The 15,757-nt window shown below is 71.7% G+C and carries 18 protein-coding genes; 12 read left to right on the top strand and 6 right to left on the bottom strand.

The annotated features are described in order from the left end of the window. Positions 1-89: 89 nt before the first annotated feature. The 5 genes from ACH4UK_RS01690 to ACH4UK_RS01670 all read left to right on the top strand — a co-directional run bounded on the left by ACH4UK_RS01690 (position 90) and on the right by ACH4UK_RS01670 (position 4,134). A complete protein-coding gene (locus tag ACH4UK_RS01690; protein WP_398354090.1) occupies positions 90-539 on the top strand; it encodes an SRPBCC family protein in 450 nt (149 codons plus the stop codon). A 5-nt stretch (positions 540-544) separates the two neighbouring features. Next, positions 545-1,732, top strand: a complete 1,188-nt coding sequence (locus ACH4UK_RS01685) for an ArsA family ATPase (RefSeq protein ID WP_398354089.1) — start codon at positions 545-547, stop codon at positions 1,730-1,732. A gap of 83 nt (positions 1,733-1,815) precedes the next feature. After that, positions 1,816-2,286: a DUF5304 domain-containing protein gene (locus ACH4UK_RS01680; RefSeq protein WP_398354088.1), complete on the top strand. Its 471-nt coding sequence runs from the start codon at positions 1,816-1,818 to the stop codon at positions 2,284-2,286. Positions 2,287-2,360: 74 nt separating this feature from the next. After that, positions 2,361-3,302 (top strand): ROK family glucokinase, encoded by a 942-nt coding sequence (locus tag ACH4UK_RS01675; RefSeq protein WP_398354087.1) that lies wholly within the window; start codon positions 2,361-2,363, stop codon positions 3,300-3,302. A 79-nt stretch (positions 3,303-3,381) separates the two neighbouring features. Continuing rightward, a complete protein-coding gene (locus tag ACH4UK_RS01670; RefSeq protein WP_398354086.1) occupies positions 3,382-4,134 on the top strand; it encodes an endonuclease/exonuclease/phosphatase family protein in 753 nt (250 codons plus the stop codon). 4 nt (positions 4,135-4,138) lie between these two features. Here ACH4UK_RS01670 and ACH4UK_RS01665 read toward each other — a convergent pair whose 3' ends face one another. Then, entirely contained in the window at positions 4,139-4,834 is a 696-nt protein-coding gene (locus tag ACH4UK_RS01665; RefSeq protein ID WP_398354085.1) for a hypothetical protein, read from the bottom strand. Then, positions 4,827-5,606: an alpha/beta hydrolase gene (locus ACH4UK_RS01660; protein WP_398354084.1), complete on the bottom strand. Its 780-nt coding sequence runs from the start codon at positions 5,604-5,606 to the stop codon at positions 4,827-4,829. The genes ACH4UK_RS01665 and ACH4UK_RS01660 overlap by 8 nt, the downstream gene beginning before the upstream one ends. Before the next feature lie 166 nt (positions 5,607-5,772). Here ACH4UK_RS01660 and ACH4UK_RS01655 point away from each other — a divergent pair, with 166 nt between their 5' ends. From ACH4UK_RS01655 to ACH4UK_RS01640, 4 genes are read left to right on the top strand one after another with little or no spacing between them, the layout of a single operon-like run. Next, positions 5,773-6,543 carry a lysophospholipid acyltransferase family protein gene (locus ACH4UK_RS01655; RefSeq protein WP_398354083.1) on the top strand — a complete coding sequence of 257 codons (771 nt, stop codon included), beginning with the start codon at positions 5,773-5,775 and terminating at the stop codon, positions 6,541-6,543. Positions 6,544-6,573: 30 nt separating this feature from the next. Beyond that, positions 6,574-7,827, top strand: coding sequence for a MacS family sensor histidine kinase (gene macS / locus ACH4UK_RS01650; RefSeq protein ID WP_398354082.1), 1,254 nt, complete (start codon positions 6,574-6,576; stop codon positions 7,825-7,827). After that, the gene (locus ACH4UK_RS01645; protein WP_398354081.1) at positions 7,824-8,528 is read left to right on the top strand and encodes a response regulator; all 705 of its coding nucleotides are present in this window, start codon (positions 7,824-7,826) and stop codon (positions 8,526-8,528) included. Before macS ends, ACH4UK_RS01645 begins: the two co-directional genes overlap by 4 nt. 36 nt (positions 8,529-8,564) lie before the next feature. After that, on the top strand, positions 8,565-9,560 hold the full coding sequence (locus ACH4UK_RS01640) for a 2-hydroxyacid dehydrogenase (RefSeq protein WP_398354080.1): 996 nt from the start codon (positions 8,565-8,567) through the stop codon (positions 9,558-9,560). Positions 9,561-9,563: 3 nt separating this feature from the next. Here ACH4UK_RS01640 and ACH4UK_RS01635 read toward each other — a convergent pair whose 3' ends face one another. Next, positions 9,564-11,510: an anthranilate synthase family protein gene (locus ACH4UK_RS01635; protein WP_398354079.1), complete on the bottom strand. Its 1,947-nt coding sequence runs from the start codon at positions 11,508-11,510 to the stop codon at positions 9,564-9,566. Between the two features lie 126 nt (positions 11,511-11,636). Further along, on the bottom strand, positions 11,637-11,705 hold the full coding sequence (locus ACH4UK_RS01630) for a trp operon leader peptide (RefSeq protein WP_106429850.1): 69 nt from the start codon (positions 11,703-11,705) through the stop codon (positions 11,637-11,639). Positions 11,706-11,808: 103 nt separating this feature from the next. Between ACH4UK_RS01630 and ACH4UK_RS01625 the strand changes: the two genes are divergently transcribed. Then, positions 11,809-13,155: a class II 3-deoxy-7-phosphoheptulonate synthase gene (locus tag ACH4UK_RS01625; protein WP_398354910.1), complete on the top strand. Its 1,347-nt coding sequence runs from the start codon at positions 11,809-11,811 to the stop codon at positions 13,153-13,155. Between the two features lie 179 nt (positions 13,156-13,334). Further along, entirely contained in the window at positions 13,335-13,616 is a 282-nt protein-coding gene (locus ACH4UK_RS01620; protein WP_398354078.1) for a bacterioferritin-associated ferredoxin, read from the top strand. A 4-nt stretch (positions 13,617-13,620) separates the two neighbouring features. Here ACH4UK_RS01620 and bfr read toward each other — a convergent pair whose 3' ends face one another. After that, positions 13,621-14,100 (bottom strand): bacterioferritin, encoded by a 480-nt coding sequence (gene bfr, locus ACH4UK_RS01615; protein WP_007451289.1) that lies wholly within the window; start codon positions 14,098-14,100, stop codon positions 13,621-13,623. A gap of 157 nt (positions 14,101-14,257) precedes the next feature. On the opposite strand from bfr, the gene ACH4UK_RS01610 reads away from it, so the two are divergent. Further along, positions 14,258-14,890: a sulfite oxidase-like oxidoreductase gene (locus ACH4UK_RS01610; RefSeq protein WP_398354077.1), complete on the top strand. Its 633-nt coding sequence runs from the start codon at positions 14,258-14,260 to the stop codon at positions 14,888-14,890. On the opposite strand, the gene ACH4UK_RS01605 is transcribed toward ACH4UK_RS01610, so the two are convergent. Further along, entirely contained in the window at positions 14,887-15,753 is an 867-nt protein-coding gene (locus ACH4UK_RS01605; RefSeq protein WP_398354076.1) for a deoxyribonuclease IV, read from the bottom strand. The genes ACH4UK_RS01610 and ACH4UK_RS01605 overlap by 4 nt on opposite strands. Positions 15,754-15,757: the final 4 nt, after the last annotated feature.

The raw sequence follows: 15,757 nt of genomic DNA, 5'->3' as shown, positions 1-15,757 counted from the left end.
GACCGGAGCGCCCCGGGCACGCGATAGCCTGCACAGCGGCAGGCTCCTGCCGAACGCGACCGGTTACACCGCACTGGAGGGCCACGGCGATGGCTGAACACACCAGCTCGAGCATCACGATCGAGGCGGCGCCGGCCGACGTCATGGGCGTGATCGCCGACTTCGCCCGCTACCCGGAATGGACCGGCGAGGTCAAGGAGGCCGAGGTCCTCTCCACCGACGACCAGGGCCGCGCCGAGCAGGTCCGTCTCGTCCTGGACGCCGGAGCGATCAAGGACGACCACGTCCTTGCCTACACCTGGACCGGCGAGCGGGAGGTCAGCTGGAGCCTCGTCAAGTCCCAGATGCTGCGCTCGCTGGACGGCACGTACGCCCTCGCCCCGCTCGGCGGCGGCGAGCGCACCGAGGTCACCTACCGGCTCGCCGTCGACGTCAAGATCCCGCTGCTCGGGATGATCAAGCGCAAGGCCGAGAAGGTCATCATCGACCGCGCCCTCGCCGGTCTGAAGAAGCGCGTCGAGTCCGCACCGCAGGCCTGACAGCCGTGCGCACGGTCCTCGTCACCGGCCCCGGCGGCGCGGGCCGTACCACCGTCGCGGCGGCCACTGCGCTGGCCGCCGCCGCGAACGGCAGCCGCACGCTCCTGATCACCGCCGGGGCCATACCCGGCTTCCCCGCCGGCCCGGAACCCACCCGGGTCGCCGACCGCCTCGACCACGCCCGCATCGACTCCGGCGAGCACTTCCGCGCCGAACTCACCGGGCTCCAGAAGCGCGCCTCCGGCGTCCTGGACCTGCTCGGCGCGGGCCGCCTCGACGGTGAGGAGCTCACCGAACTCCCCGGCGCCCCGCAGCTCGCCCTGCTGCACACCCTGCGCCGGGTCGCCGAGGGCGACTGGTCGGGCTACGACACCCTCGTCGTCGACCTCCCGCCGCTCACCGAAGCCCTGGCCCTTCTCGCCCTGCCGGAACAGCTGCGCCGCTATCTGCGCCGGCTGCTCCCCGCCGAACGCCAGGCCGCCCGCGCCCTGCGCCCCGTCCTCGCCCAGCTCGCCGGGGTCCCGATGCCCGCGCAGTGGCTGTACGAGGCCGGCGCCCGCAAGGACGCCGAGCTGGCCGCAGTCCAGGCCCTGATCGAGGACCGGTCCACCACGCTCCGGCTGGTCGCGGAGCCGGGCCCAGCCGCCGAGGACGCCCTGCTCACCGCCCGTACCGGCCTGGCCCTGCACGGACTGCGCGCCGACCTGCTGGTCGCCTCCCGGGTGCTGCCCCGGCACTCGTCCGACCCCTGGTTCGCCGCGCTCGCCGCCCAGCAGGAGAAGTGCCTGGACCACTGGCGCCAGGACGTCGCCGGGGACGTCCCCGTGCACGAGGCCGCCCACCTGGGCCGCGACCCGCAGGGCCCGGACGACCTGGCCGAGCTGGCGGTCCCCGCCCCCGACGACCGGACGCCCGGCCGGGCCGGCGACCCCTGGTGGACCGAGGAGGAGCCGGACGCCGAGGACGGGTCCACGACCTTCATCTGGTGCCTGCCGCTGCCCGGGGCCGCCAAGGAGGACCTGCGTCTGGTCCGCCGGGGCGACGAGCTGCTCCTGACCGTCGGCCCCTTCCACCGGATCGTGCGGATCGCCTCCGCGCTGCGCCGCTGCACCGTCTCCGGCGCGGCCCTGGCCGACGGAGTGCTGCGGGTGAGGTTCACGCCCGACCCGGCCCTGTGGCCGCGCACCTCCTGAACGGCGTGCGGCCATTCGGGTAACGTCGGTGGTACGTGTACCGCAGGCCGACCGTCGGCCGCCCCGCGTCGCAGGAGTCCGCCATGAGTGAAGCCACCGATCGTCCCGCCGACGGCGACGCGTGGGCCGACGCCTGCGCCGAGGACCTCGCGGCCGAGAAGGCCCGCCGCCGCGCCCAGTACGGACCCCCGCCCGGATCCGCCGCCGAGGAACTGCGCAAGCTGGTCGACGCCGTCGCCGACAAGGTCTCCTCGCTCCAGACCCCGCTGCTCGGCGTCGCCGCCCAGGGCGCGGTCCAGCAGGCCATCCGGCAGGCGAAGTCCGCCGTCGAACCGGTCATCGAGCGCAACCCGGAGATCTTCGACCACCTCGCCGCCGCGGGCGGCGAACTCCTGGCCGCCTACCGCTCCGCGGTCGAGGGCCAGGAGAGCCGCTGGACCCGCACCACCGAGGGCGCCTCGGGTACCGCGGGCCCCTCGAAGAAGGCCGCCGAGGACGCGTCCGACCCGCGCGACGAGGGCCCCTCGGGCACCGAACGCATCGACCTGGACTGACCGGCTCCGGCCGGGCCGCGTCCCGCCTCGGGTACGGTTGCCCCTAGCGGGGCTCGACCGAAACTGAGGGATTCATGGGACTCACCATCGGCGTCGATATCGGCGGCACGAAGATCGCGGCTGGAGTGGTCGACGAAGAGGGCCGGATCCTCTCGACGTTCAAGGTGGCGACCCCGCCGACGGCCGAAGGCATCGTCGACGCGATCTGCGCGGCGGTCGCCGGAGCCAGCGAGGGGCACGAGGTCGAGGCCGTCGGCATCGGCGCCGCCGGTTACGTCGACGACAAGCGCGCCACCGTGCTGTTCGCACCGAACATCAACTGGCGTCACGAGCCGCTCAAGGACAAGGTCGAACAGCGCGTCGGCCTGCCCGTCGTCGTCGAGAACGACGCCAACGCGGCGGCCTGGGGCGAGTACCGCTTCGGCGCCGGCCAGGGTCACGACGACGTCATCTGCATCACGCTCGGCACCGGCCTCGGCGGCGGCATCATCATCGGCAACAAGCTGCGCCGCGGACGCTTCGGCGTGGCCGCCGAGTTCGGCCACATCCGGGTCGTCCCGGACGGTCTGCTGTGCGGCTGCGGCAGCCAGGGCTGCTGGGAGCAGTACGCCTCCGGCCGCGCACTCGTCCGGTACGCGAAGCAGCGCGCCAACGCCACTCCCGAGAACGCCGCCATACTGCTCGGTCTCGGCGACGGCTCGGTGGACGGCATCGAGGGCAAGCACATCAGCGAGGCCGCCCGCCAGGGCGACCCGGTGGCCGTCGACTCGTTCCGCGAGCTGGCCCGCTGGGCCGGCGCCGGACTCGCCGACCTGGCCTCGCTGTTCGACCCGTCCGCGTTCATCGTCGGCGGCGGCGTCTCGGACGAGGGCGAGCTCGTCCTCGACCCGATCCGCAAGTCGTTCCGGCGCTGGCTGATCGGCGGCGAGTGGCGCCCGCACGCCCAGGTCCTCGCCGCCCAACTCGGCGGCAAGGCAGGGCTCGTGGGCGCGGCCGACCTGGCCCGCCAGGGCTGAGCCCACACCCGCACGACGCACGGAACGCCCGTCGCCGCCCTCCGGGGCAGCGGCGGGCGTCCGTCGTATCGTGGCCCGCATGGTCCTGACGCCGCTGCCCGACTCCCGTACCGAGCCGGACGGTTCAGCCGTCATCAGAGTGCTGAGCTACAACGTCCGGTCGATGCACGACGACACCGCCGCGCTGGCCCGGGTCATCCGCGCCTGCGCGCCCGACCTGGTCCTCGTCCAGGAGGCCCCTCGCTTCTTCCGCTGGCGCAAGGCCGCGGCGAGGCTCGCGAAGAGCAGCGGTCTGGTGGTGCTGAGCGGCGGGGCCACCGCCGCCGGGCCCCTGCTGCTGTGCTCGCTGCGGGCGACCGTCGAACGCACCGAGGACATCCTGCTGCCGCTCACCCCCGGCCTGCACCGCAGAGGCTTCGCCACCGCCGTGGTGAAGATCGCCGGAACCCGGCTCGGGGTGCTGAGCTGCCATCTGAGCCTCCAGCGCGACGAGCGCCTCGCCCAGGCGGACCTGCTGCTGGAGCGGCTGGCCGCGATGGGCGTGGAGCACGCCGTGGCGGGCGGCGACCTCAACGACGTACCGACCGGGAAGGCCTTCCGGCGGCTGTCCGGGACGCTTCAGGACTGCCGGGCCGTCGCGCCGTGGGGCGGCGAGCTCACCTTCCCGCCCGACCTCCCGCGCAAGCGCATCGACGCGGTGTTCGCGACCCCGGGCATCGAGGTGCTCGGCTGCGGTGTGCCGAGCGGGCTGCCCGGAGTGAGCGGGGAGGACCTGAGGGCGGCCACGGACCATCTGCCGGTCCTGGCCGCCCTCGGAGTCCCTGCCGGATGAGCGGCTACACGACCGCGCCGCGCCCCGGATCGCCGTAGGTGTCGTCATCGTCGTCGTGCGGCATCCGGGCCACCAGGGTGGCGAAGCCGCCGAGGAAGCCGCCGATGCAGAGCGTGGTGAGCCACCACGTCATCTCCCACCGCAGCAGCACCGCGACGAGCATCAGGACCGGACCGCCTATCACCGCCAGCCAGGCGAACTTCGCCGTGACGTCGGCCTCCGGCAGCGGCGGCGGCTCCGGGGGCACGAAGTGGCCCTCGTCCCCGTCGTCCGGCGCGTCGATGCCGTCGTCCTTGGACTCGGGCAGCTCGTAGTCGCGCGGACCGGCGACGCCGGGCGCGAAGACGACGGAGCTGCCGAGCGCCTTCTTCTCCGGCGGCTTCGGGGGCTTCTTGCCCGACCCCTTGTCCGCCGGGTCCCCGGCGGAGCCGTCCTCGGGCCCCACCACATTGCGCTGGTCGTCCTCCAGCAGGGCCAGGTCCTCGATGGACTTGAACGGCTTGGCGCCCGGCGGATCCGGCGGCTCCTCCCCGTACCCCGCGACGATCGCGGCCCACGCCGCGTCCTCGTCGATCGCCCGCTCCTGCTCCGCTCCCTCGGCCCCCGCCGGCTTCGTCCCCTCCGGGACGGCCGCGGGCTCCGTGGGGCGCGGCTCGCGCTCCTCGTCGCTGCCTGTGCGTTCCGCGTCGTGCTCAGCCACCGGACGTGCTCCCCTTCTTCCGGACGCTCGGTGCGAGACGGCCGATGAACCGGTAGCTCTCATCGAAGATCCGCTCCGCATCGTGGTCCAACGTCGCCACGTGGTAGCTCTGTTCCAACAAGATCTCCGAGACGTCCGTGGAGGAGATCCGGCTCAGGATCCGCGCACTGTCCGCCGGCGGCACGACATGGTCCTGCGGGCTGTGCAGCAGCACCACCGGCTGGGTCACCTGGGGCAGCTCCCCGTCGACCAGCCGGAAGAACTTCCGCAGCGAGTGCGCCGCGTGCAGCGGCACCTTGTCGTAGCCGACCTCGTGCGAGCCCGGGAGCGCGATGTCGTCGGCCAGGCCCCTGGTCGTCCGCACCAGATGACGGGCGAGCGGCAGTGCGTACGCGGCGAGGCCGTGCACCTTGTTGGCCGGGTTGACCAGCACCAGACCGCTGATCGCGTCCCCGTGCTTGGCCGCGAGCCGCAGGCTCAGCGCGCCGCCCATGGACAGACCGAAGACGAAGACCCGCTCGCACTTCTCCCGCAGGACCCGCAGCTCCCGGTCCACCTCCGCGTACCAGTCCTGCCAGCCGGTGACCGCCATGTCCTCCCAGCGGGTGCCGTGGCCGGGCAGCAGCGGCAGCGAGACCGTCAGTCCGCGCGCGGCGAGGTGGTCGGCCCAGGGGCGCAGCGACTGCGGTGATCCGGTGAAGCCATGACAGAGGAGGACGCCGACCTCTCCGCCCTCGTGGCGGAACGGCTCGGCTCCAGGGAGGACCGGCACCAGGGTCTCCTGTTCGTGGGACGGGGCGGGGGCGGGCGTGCACCTGGGGGAGTGCTTGACGGATGACTTCACCGTACGCGACCGGACCGACACCGACCAGGGCCGTCACGGGCCCGACAGCGGCCCAGGCTAAGGTCTGACCGACAGCACACAGGAGGCACCAGAGTTGATCTACGGCGCAATGAAGTTCTCCATCGGCGGGTCCCTGAAGCTCGCCTTCCGGCCGTGGGTGGAGGGCCTGGAGAACATCCCCGAGCGCGGTCCGGCGATCCTCGCGAGCAACCATCTCTCGTTCTCCGACTCCTTCTTCCTCCCGGCTGTGCTGGACCGCAAGGTCACGTTCATCGCCAAGGCCGAGTACTTCACCGCACCCGGGGTCAAGGGCAAGCTCACCGCCGCCTTCTTCAAGGGTGTCGGCCAGCTCCCCGTCGACCGCTCCGGCGCCCGCGGCGCGGGCGAGGCGGCGATCAAGGCGGGCATCCAGGTCATCGAGAGCGGCGGCCTGTTCGGCATCTACCCCGAAGGCACCCGCTCGCCCGACGGCCGCCTCTACCGGGGCAAGCCCGGCGGTCTGGCCCGGGTCGCGCTGGCCACCGGCGCTCCGGTGATCCCCGTCGCCATGATCGACACCGAGAAGATCCAGCCCCCCGGCCAGGTGGTGCCCAAGCTGATGCGCCCCGGCATCCGGCTCGGCAAGCCGCTGGACTTCAGCCGCTACCAGGGCATGGACGGCGACCGCTTCATCCTGCGCTCGGTGACCGACGAGGTCATGTACGAGATCATGAAGCTCTCCGGCCAGGAGTACGTGGACGTCTACGCCACCGCCGCCAAGCGCCAGATCGCCGACGAGGCGAAGGCCAGGGCGGAGGAGGACAAGCGGGCCCAGAAGCAGGCTGCCGCGAGCAACGAGAACGGAACGGAACGGTCCGGCGCGTAACCGCGTCGTTCACCGTCCGGGGGGTGGGACATGGCCAAGCGCGAGCGGGTCGTACGGATGTCGGTCGAGCTGCCGCTGTGGCGTGCGCTGACGGGCTACCGCGTCCTGACGATGATCTACGCGGTGCTGCTCGCGATCTTCGGGAAGGACAACTTCGGCCAGCAGCGGTTCGAGCGGCCCTGGGTCGCCGTCGCGTATCTGGCGTTCCTCTTCGTCTGGACGCTCGCCACGCTGCCCAAGGTCCGCTCGGCGGCGAGCTGCACCAAACGCTTCCTCGTCGCGGACCTGGTCGTCGCGCTGACCGGCATCCTGCTCACCCCGCTCGCCGACTTCGACTCCCAGTCGTTCGACGGCCCGACGCTGCCGTCGATCTGGACGGCCGGCGCGGTCCTCGCCTTCGCCATCAAGGGCGGCTGGCGGTGGGCGGCCTTCGCCTCCACGTTCGTCGCCGCCGCCAACATCATCCAGCGCGGCGAGCCCAGCCGGGACACGTACCACAACGTCCTGCTGGTCTGGGTCGCCTCCATCGCCATCGGGTACGTCGTCGAGGTCGCCCGCGCCAGTGAACGCACCCTGGCCCGCGCCCTGGAGATCGAGGCCGCCACCCGCGAACGCGAGCGGCTCGCCCGCGACATCCACGACAGCGTGCTCCAGGTCCTCGCCATGGTGCAGCGCCGGGGCACCGCCATCGGCGGCGAGGCGGCCGAGCTGGGCCGGATGGCCGGGGAGCAGGAAGTCGCCCTGCGCACCCTGGTCTCCAGCGGTCTGGTGCCCCTCACCCGGGTCTCCGAGGACGCCGCCGAGGGGGCCGTGGTCCGCACCGTCGAGGTGGACGAGGAGGCGGGCCCCGGCGACGGGGCCCCCTGCGACCTGCGCACCCTGCTCGCCCCGCACGCGGGATCCCGCACGAGCTTCGCCGAGCCGGGCGCCCCGGTGATGCTCCCCGCCGAGTCGGCCCGGGAGCTGGCCGCCGCCGTCAGCGCGGCCCTGGACAACGTACGGGTGCACGCGGGCCCGGACGCCCAGGCGTGGATCCTGGTCGAGGACGAGCCGGACGAGGTGATCGTCACCGTCCGGGACGACGGCCCGGGTATCCCCGAGGGGCGGCTCGCCCAGGCGGAGGGGGAGGGGCGGCTCGGGGTCGCGCTGTCCATCCGCGGCCGGCTGCGCGATCTGGGCGGCACGGCAGAGCTGATCTCGGTGCCGGGACAGGGCGCCGAGGTCGAGTTGAAGGTTCCCAAAGCACCGAAGGTTTCCCGGGGGAAGGCAGGATCGGCCCGATGAGCACGCAGAACACCGCACCGGACGAGCAGGAGGCCGGCGACCGGCCCATCAGGGTCATGGTCGTCGACGACCACCCCATGTGGCGCGACGCGGTCGCCCGCGACCTGGCCGAGTCCGGCTTCGACGTCGTCGCGACCGCCGGGGACGGCCCGCAGGCGGTCCGCCGGGCCAAGGCCGTGGGCCCGGACGTCCTGGTCCTCGACCTGAACCTCCCCGGCATGCCCGGCGTCCAGGTCTGCAAGGAACTCGTCGGGACCCACCCGGGCCTGCGGGTCCTGGTCCTCTCCGCGAGCGGCGAGCACGCCGACGTCCTGGAGGCGGTGAAGTCCGGGGCCACCGGCTATCTGCTGAAGTCCGCCTCCACCCAGGAGCTGACCGACGCCGTCCGCTCCACCGCCAACGGCGACCCGGTCTTCACCCCGGGCCTGGCCGGGCTCGTCCTCGGCGAGTACCGCAGGCTCGCCTCCGACCCCGCTCCCGTGGCGTCGAACGAGCCCAAGGCCCCGCAGCTCACCGACCGGGAGACCGAGGTGCTGCGGCTGGTGGCCAAGGGGCTCTCGTACAAGCAGATCGCCGAACGCCTGGTCATCTCGCACCGCACCGTGCAGAACCATGTGCAGAACACCCTCGGCAAGCTCCAGCTGCACAACCGGGTGGAGCTCGTGCGGTATGCCATCGAGCGCGGCCTCGACGACGTCTGACCGGCGGTTTCGGGGGCGGAGCCGTATATTCGCGCTATGGAGATCCTGGCCTTCGGTGTGCAGTCCGACGAGAAGCCCCTGATCGAGAAGGCCTTCGAGGGGTTGCACGAGGTCCGCTGCCTGGACGTCTTCCTGAACCGGGACACCGCCCCCATCGCCGCCGGCTACGAGGCCGTCTCCACCAGCGTCAACGCCGACCTCGGCGCCAAGGTGCTCCAGACGCTCGCCGCGGGCGGCACCCAGCTGATCGCCCAGCGCTCCACCGGCTTCAACAACATCGACCTGGAGGTCGCCGAGCGCCTCGCCCTGCGCGTCGCCCGGGTCTCCTTCTACTCCCCGTACTCGGTCGCCGAGTTCGCCTGGACGCTCGCCATGGCCGTCAACCGGCGCATCGTCCGGGCCGCCGGCCGCACCCGGGACTTCGACTTCCGCCTCGACGGGCTGCTCGGCCGGGACATGCGGGGCCGGACCGTCGGGGTGCTCGGCACCGGGAAGATCGGCGAGGCGTTCACCCGGATCGCCCACGGCTTCGGCATGAGACTGCTCGGCTGGGACGTGGCGGAGAACCCGGCCTGCGTCGAGCTGGGCATGGAGTACGTCGACAAGGAGCGGCTGCTCGCCGAGGCCGACCTGATCAGCCTGCACGTGCCGCTGCTGCCCACCACCCAGCACATCATCGACGCGGCCGCCCTCAAGGCGATGAAGGACGACGCGATCCTGGTCAACTCCAGCCGCGGCGGCCTGATCGACACCGCCGCCCTGGTCACCGAGTTGCGCGCGGGACGCTTCCTCGGCGTCGGACTCGACGTGTACGAGGCGGAGGCCGGGCTGTTCTTCCTCGACAAGTCCCTGGAAGGCATCGACGACGACACCCTCGCCCGGCTGGTGACCTTCCCCAACGTCGTCGTCACCTCCCACCAGGCGTACTACACCGAGGACGCGGTGGGCCAGATCATCGACGCGACCGTCAAGAACGTCACCGACTATCTGGCCCGCCGCCACAGCGAGAACGTCCTCGTACCGAGGAGCTGAGGCTCAGCCCGGCACGGGCAGCCCCGCCAGCAGCTCCGTCACGATCGCCGAGCCCCGCACGGTCAGCACCGACTCCGGGTGGAACTGCACCGAGGCGAAGCCCGGCCCCCGCAGCGCGTGCAGCTCGCAGCTCGCCTCGTCGCGGCTCACCTCGATCCCGTGCGCGGCCAGCTCGGCGGCGGCCGGACCGTCGCACCGCCCGGTGAAGCTGTTGTAGAAGCCCACCGTCTCCGGCCGCCCGAACAGCTCGATCCGGGTCTGCGCGCCCTGGTACGGCACGGCCTTGCGCACGATCTCCAGCCCCAGTTCCGCCGCGATCAGCTCATGCCCGAGGCAGACCCCCAGCAGCCCGTGCCGGTGGTCGCGCACCAGCTCGGCGGTCAGCTCCCGCAACAGCCGCATCTTCGGATCGGTCGGATCGCCCGGGTTGCCCGGCCCCGGACCCAGCACCACGGGCCCCTCGTGCGCCCGGACCACCTCGCCCAGCCCCGGCTCGTCGAAGCGCCGCACCGAGACGTCCAGCCCCGACGCCCGCAGCAGATGGGCCAGCATCGCGGTGAACGTGTCCTCGCCGTCCACCACCAGCGCGTGCCCGGCCAGGTCCCGGGTGCGCTCCTGCATCCGCAGCCAGAACGGGGCGAGAGAGCCCCGCCGGTCGTCCAGCGCCGCCTGCACCCGGGGGTCCGAGGCCAGCCTCGGCCGGTCCGCCTCCGCCCCGGGCCGGCCCGGCCGCACCCCCAGAGCGGCCAGCACCCCGGCCGCCTTCGCGTGTGTCTCGGCCACCTCGCTCTCCGGGTCCGAGTGGCGTACGAGGGTGGCCCCGACGGGCACCGCGAGGCTCCCGTCCGGGGCGATGTCGGCGGTACGGATCAGGATCGGCGAGTCCAGGGTCTGAGCCCCGCTCGCGTCCTGGCCCAGCAGCGCCAGCGCGCCCGCGTAGTAGCCCCGGCCCCCGGACTCGTACCGCTCGATGACCCGGCACGCGTTCTGCACCGGCGAACCGGTGACGGTCGCCGCGAACATCGTCTCGCGCAGCACCTCGCGGACATCCAGCGAGGACCGGCCGCGCAGCTCGTACTCGGTGTGCGCGAGGTGGGCCATCTCCTTGAGCCGGGGCCCGACCACCACCCCGCCCATGTCGCCCACCGTGCACATCATCTTCAGCTCCTCGTCGACCACCATGGACAGCTCCTCGCTCTCCTTGCGGTCCGCGAGGAACGCCAGCAGGCTCTCGGGGGTGGGCCCCCCGGCCGGGTAGCGGTACGTCCCGCTGATCGGGTTCATCACGACCGTCCCGCCGGACATCCGCACATGCACCTCCGGACTCGCCCCCACCAGCGTCCGCCCGCCCGTCGCCCGCCGCCCCGAGCCGGAGATCCCTTCGGGCCCGCTGTCTCCTGTGTGGACCACGAACGTCCAGTACGCGCCCCGCTCGCCCGCCAGCAGCCGCCGGAACAGCGCCAGCGCGTCCGCCCGTCCGAACCCGGGGATCTCGCCCCGGAACGTCCGCCGGATCACGAAGTTCGCGCCCTCGCCCTGACCGATCTCGTCCCGGATCACCCGCCGGACGATGTCCGCGTACTCCCCGTCCGGCACGTCGAAGCCGCGGTCCCGCACCGTCACGTCATGGGCGGGCAGCGCCGCCAGCAACTCCGCGAGCTCCAGCTCGTGCGTCTCGTCGGCGACCAGCACGCTCAGCGGGGTGCCGTCGTCGCGGACGTCGAAGCCGCGCTCGGCGATCTGCCGGAACGGCACCAGCGCGAGCGCCGGCGACGCGCCCACCGGCAGATCGGCCAATCGGTCCGCCTCCCGCACCCCGCCGATCAGCAGTTCGACGTGATCGTGGTCACGGCCGGGCGTACGGCGGCGCAGCAGAGCGAACGGCGGGGCGTCGTCGGCCAGCAGCCGGCCGATCAGTTCGCGGGCGGAGCGGGGCGCGTTCTGGGACATGGGAGCGGGTTCCTTCCGGACGGTCCGTACGGGCTTCCGCACGGGGTTCACCGAGGAGAGGAACGGCTCCGCAACGCAGAAAAGGCCGCCCCTCGGGCGGCCTTCGCGAAGTGTCAGCGCGATGAATCAGCGGGCCGCCGGATGAGCGGTCCACCACCAGTTCTGGATCGAGATCTGGATCTGTTGCGTCGACATGTCCTGACCTTAACGGACGGTCCGGGGCATCGGAGCGGTCGTCTCATCTGTTGAGCGCTCGGCTGGACGCCTCTTCCGACCCCGTAATGTTGTGCTCGTGACCGTGAACGCCAATACCTCCGTCGCCGGTGGCAACACCTGGCGAGACCTTCCCGCGGCGCAGCAGCCCGAGTACCCCGACTCCGAGGCCCTGCGCGATGTACTCGCGGACCTCGCGTCGTATCCGCCGCTCGTCTTCGCGGGCGAGTGCGACCAGCTGCGTGCCCGCCTGGGAGCCGTCGCCAAGGGCGAGGCGTTCCTGCTGCAGGGCGGCGACTGCGCCGAGGCCTTCGACGCCGTGTCCGCCGACCACATCCGGGCCAAGCTGAAGACGCTGCTCCAGATGAGCGCCGTCCTGACCTACGCGGCCTCCGTGCCCGTGGTGAAGGTCGGCCGGATCGCGGGCCAGTACTCCAAGCCGCGCTCCAAGTCGACCGAGACCCGCGACGGCGTGACCCTGCCGACCTACCGCGGCGACTCGGTGAACGGCTTCGCCTTCACCGAGAAGGACCGGATCCCGGACCCCGCCCGGCTGAAGCAGATGTACCACGCGTCCTCCTCCACGCTGAACCTGGTCCGTGCCTTCACCACCGGCGGTTACGCCGACCTGCGCCAGGTCCACGCCTGGAACCAGGACTTCGTGAAGTCCTCCCCCTCCGGCCAGCGCTACGAGGCCCTGGCCCGCGAGATCGACAACGCGCTGAACTTCATGAAGGCGTGCGGCACCGACCCGGCCGAGTTCAAGGCGGTCGAGTTCTACGCCTCGCACGAGGCGCTGCTGCTGGACTACGAGTCGGCGCTGACCCGTACGGACTCGCGCACCGGCGAGCTCTACGACACCTCGGGACACATGGTCTGGATCGGTGAGCGCACCCGCCAGATGGACGGCGCGCACATCGAGTTCGCCTCCCGGATCCGCAACCCGATCGGCATCAAGCTCGGCCCGACGACCACCGTCGACGAGGCGCTCGGCTACGTCGACCGCCTCGACCCCGAGCGCGAGCCGGGCCGGCTGACCTTCGTCGTCCGGATGGGCGCCGACAAGGTCCGCGACAAGCTCCCCGAGCTGGTCGAGAAGGTCACCGCCTCCGGCGCGACCGTCGCCTGGGTGACCGACCCGATGCACGGCAACACCTTCGAGGCCGCCTCCGGCCACAAGACGCGCCGCTTCGACGACGTCCTGGACGAGGTCAAGGGCTTCTTCGAGGTCCACAAGGGCCTCGGCACCCACCCGGGCGGCATCCACGTGGAGCTGACCGGCGACGACGTCACCGAGTGCGTGGGCGGCGGCCACGAGATCTTCGTGGACGACCTGCACCAGCGCTACGAGACGGCCTGCGACCCCCGCCTCAACCGCAGCCAGTCCCTCGACCTGGCATTCCTCGTCGCCGAGATGTACCGCGACCAGTAGACCGGTCGGCCGGGCGGAATTCCCGGCAGTCGCACCTGTGGGGCACGGATCGATGTGATCCGTGCCCCACAGGTCGTCCCGGGGCTTTTACGCCGCCCGAGGGCCGGGTAAGGTTAGGTTAGCCTCACCGATGAAGACCGGGACGGCGCCAGCGACCGACCCGCAGGGAGGTGAACCGCATGTACGTCTGCTCGTGCTTCGGCATCACGGAACAGCAGGTCAAGAAGCATGCGGACGCCGGAGCCTGCACGCCCCGCCAGATCGCCTCGGCCTGCAAGGCCGGAACGGACTGCGGTGGATGTGTGCGCCGCATCCAGGCCCTGCTGGGACGGGGCGACTGCCCCCGCCGCGATCTGCTCGACCAGCGACAGGAACCCGTGACCGCCTCCCTCGCGCACCCGGCCGCGGCAGCGGTCGCCGCGGCCGGCATCCGGGACGTACGGCTCTCCGACGCGGCCTGAGCGCTCAGCTCTCCGGCTGCTCGATCAGCTGGGCGATGTAGAGCGGCTCACCGAGCTTCTCGACCAGCTCCAGCTGGGTGTCGAGATAGTCGATGTGGTGCTCCTCGTCCTCCAGGATCGACTCGAAGATGTTCGCGGACGTGATGTCGCCCTTGCCCCGCATCACCTCGATGCCGCGCTTGAGGCGGTCGATCGCCTCCACCTCGACCTGGCGGTCCGCCTGGAACATCTCGGTGACCGTCTGGCCCACCCGGACATGGAAAAGTCGCTGGTAGTTCGGCAGCCCGTCGAGGAACAGGATCCGGTCGGTCAGGATCTCGGCATGCTTCATCTCGTCGAAGGACTCGGCCCGGGTGTACTTGGCGAGCTTGGTCCACCCGAAGTTGTCCTGCATCTTGGCGTGCAGAAAATACTGGTTGATGGCAGTCAATTCGGCGGTCAGCTGCTCATTGAGAAACTCAAGGACCTCGGGGTCGCCCTGCATGGCAAAGGCTCCTTCCAACCGGTGATCGATCTGGCAAGTTGGCCAGATCCTCGCACCGCGCTCAGCGGCCGTCCAGTAAGTGCACGCTTAGTACGAGTTGCCCCGATGGGATCCCCGCTGGTCATGACCACCCCTGCCTGTCTGTCACCATGGAGGCATGGGTCAGCCGGAAAGCCGGGAACACCGCGCAGCAGAGCAGGCCGAGCTTCCGCCGGGCCAGCGACTGCAGCGCGGATGGCCGGTCACCCACTACGGCCCCGTTCCCAAGTTCAAGCCCGACCGCTGGGAGTTCCGGGTCTTCGGAGCCACCGCCGACGGCGACAAGCGCTGCTGGAACCACCAGGACTTCTCGGCGCTGCCGTTCTCCTCGGTCGTCGCCGATCTGCACTGCGTGACGAAGTTCAGCATGATCGGCGCCGAATGGGGCGGGATCCCCGCCCGTACGGTTCTCGAACTGGCGCCGCCCGCCCCCGACGCCACCCATGTGATGGTCTGGGCCGAGTACGGCTTCTCCTCGAACCTGCGCCTGGACGACTTCGCCTCCGAGCTCACCCTCTTCGCCACCCACAAGGACGGCGAACTCCTCACCGCCGAACACGGCTTCCCGCTGCGCCTCGTCGTCCCGCACCTGTACGCCTGGAAGGGCCCGAAGTGGGTCCGGGGCATCGAGTACATGACGGCTGACCGGCGCGGGTTCTGGGAGGAACGGGGCTACCACAACATCGGCGACCCCTGGGGCGAGCAGCGCTACTCCTACCAGGAGGAGCCCGGGGACGGTCCCGAGCTCTAGCGAGCGTTCCGGAGCTCCTTGAGCCGGGCCACGTCCGCCGCGTGCCCCTCCTTGCCGCCGGGCGTCTCGATGACCAGCGGCACGCCCTCGGTCGCCGGATGGGCGAACAGCTCCGCGAAGGGCTCCGCCCCGATGTGACCGGCGCCGATGTTCTCGTGCCGGTCCTTGTGGGCGCCCACGACGTCCTTGGAGTCGTTGGCGTGGATCAGCTTGAGCCGCCCCTCGCCGACCGTGTCCACCAGCAGGTCGAGCGTCTGCCGCATCCCCGAGGGGCCGGTCAGATCATGCCCGGCGGCGTAGATGTGGCAGGTGTCCAGGCAGACGCCCAGCTTCGGGTGGGAGTCCAGCGCCTCGAAGTACGGCCCGAAGTCCCAGGTGCGCGAGCAGAGCGAGAAGCCCTGGCCGGCCGTCGACTCCAGCAGCAGATCCGGATCGTCGTCGTGGGTCAGCTCGTCCAGCAGCGGTCGCAGGTGCTCGCGCACCTGGGCCAGCGCCTCGGCGCGCGGTCGTCCGCCGGTCGCCGAACCGGTGTGCACCACCACGCCCCGTGCGCCGATCTCGCGGGCCCGGCGCAGCGAGTGGCGCAGGGAGTCCACGGACTTCTCGACCGTCGCCTCCGTGTGCGAGCCGAAGTTGATCAGATACGGGGCGTGGACGTACGCGGGGATCGAGGCCGCCGCGCACTCGGCGCGGAACAGCTCGTCCTGCGCCGGGTTCCCGGTGGGCGTCGCCCAGCCGCGCGGGTTGGCCACGAAGACCTGCACGGCCTCCGCCGCCAGCTCACGGGCGTACTCCAGGCCGATCTTGGCGAGACCGCCGGCCACCGGAACGTGTCCGCCCACCGGATTGCGCAGCGCGTGCATGTGG

The sequence above is a fragment of the Streptomyces sp. NPDC020884 genome, assembly GCF_044333935.1.
Lineage (GTDB): Bacteria > Actinomycetota > Actinomycetes > Streptomycetales > Streptomycetaceae > Streptomyces.
This window is presented reverse-complemented; position numbering and strand designations above follow the sequence as displayed.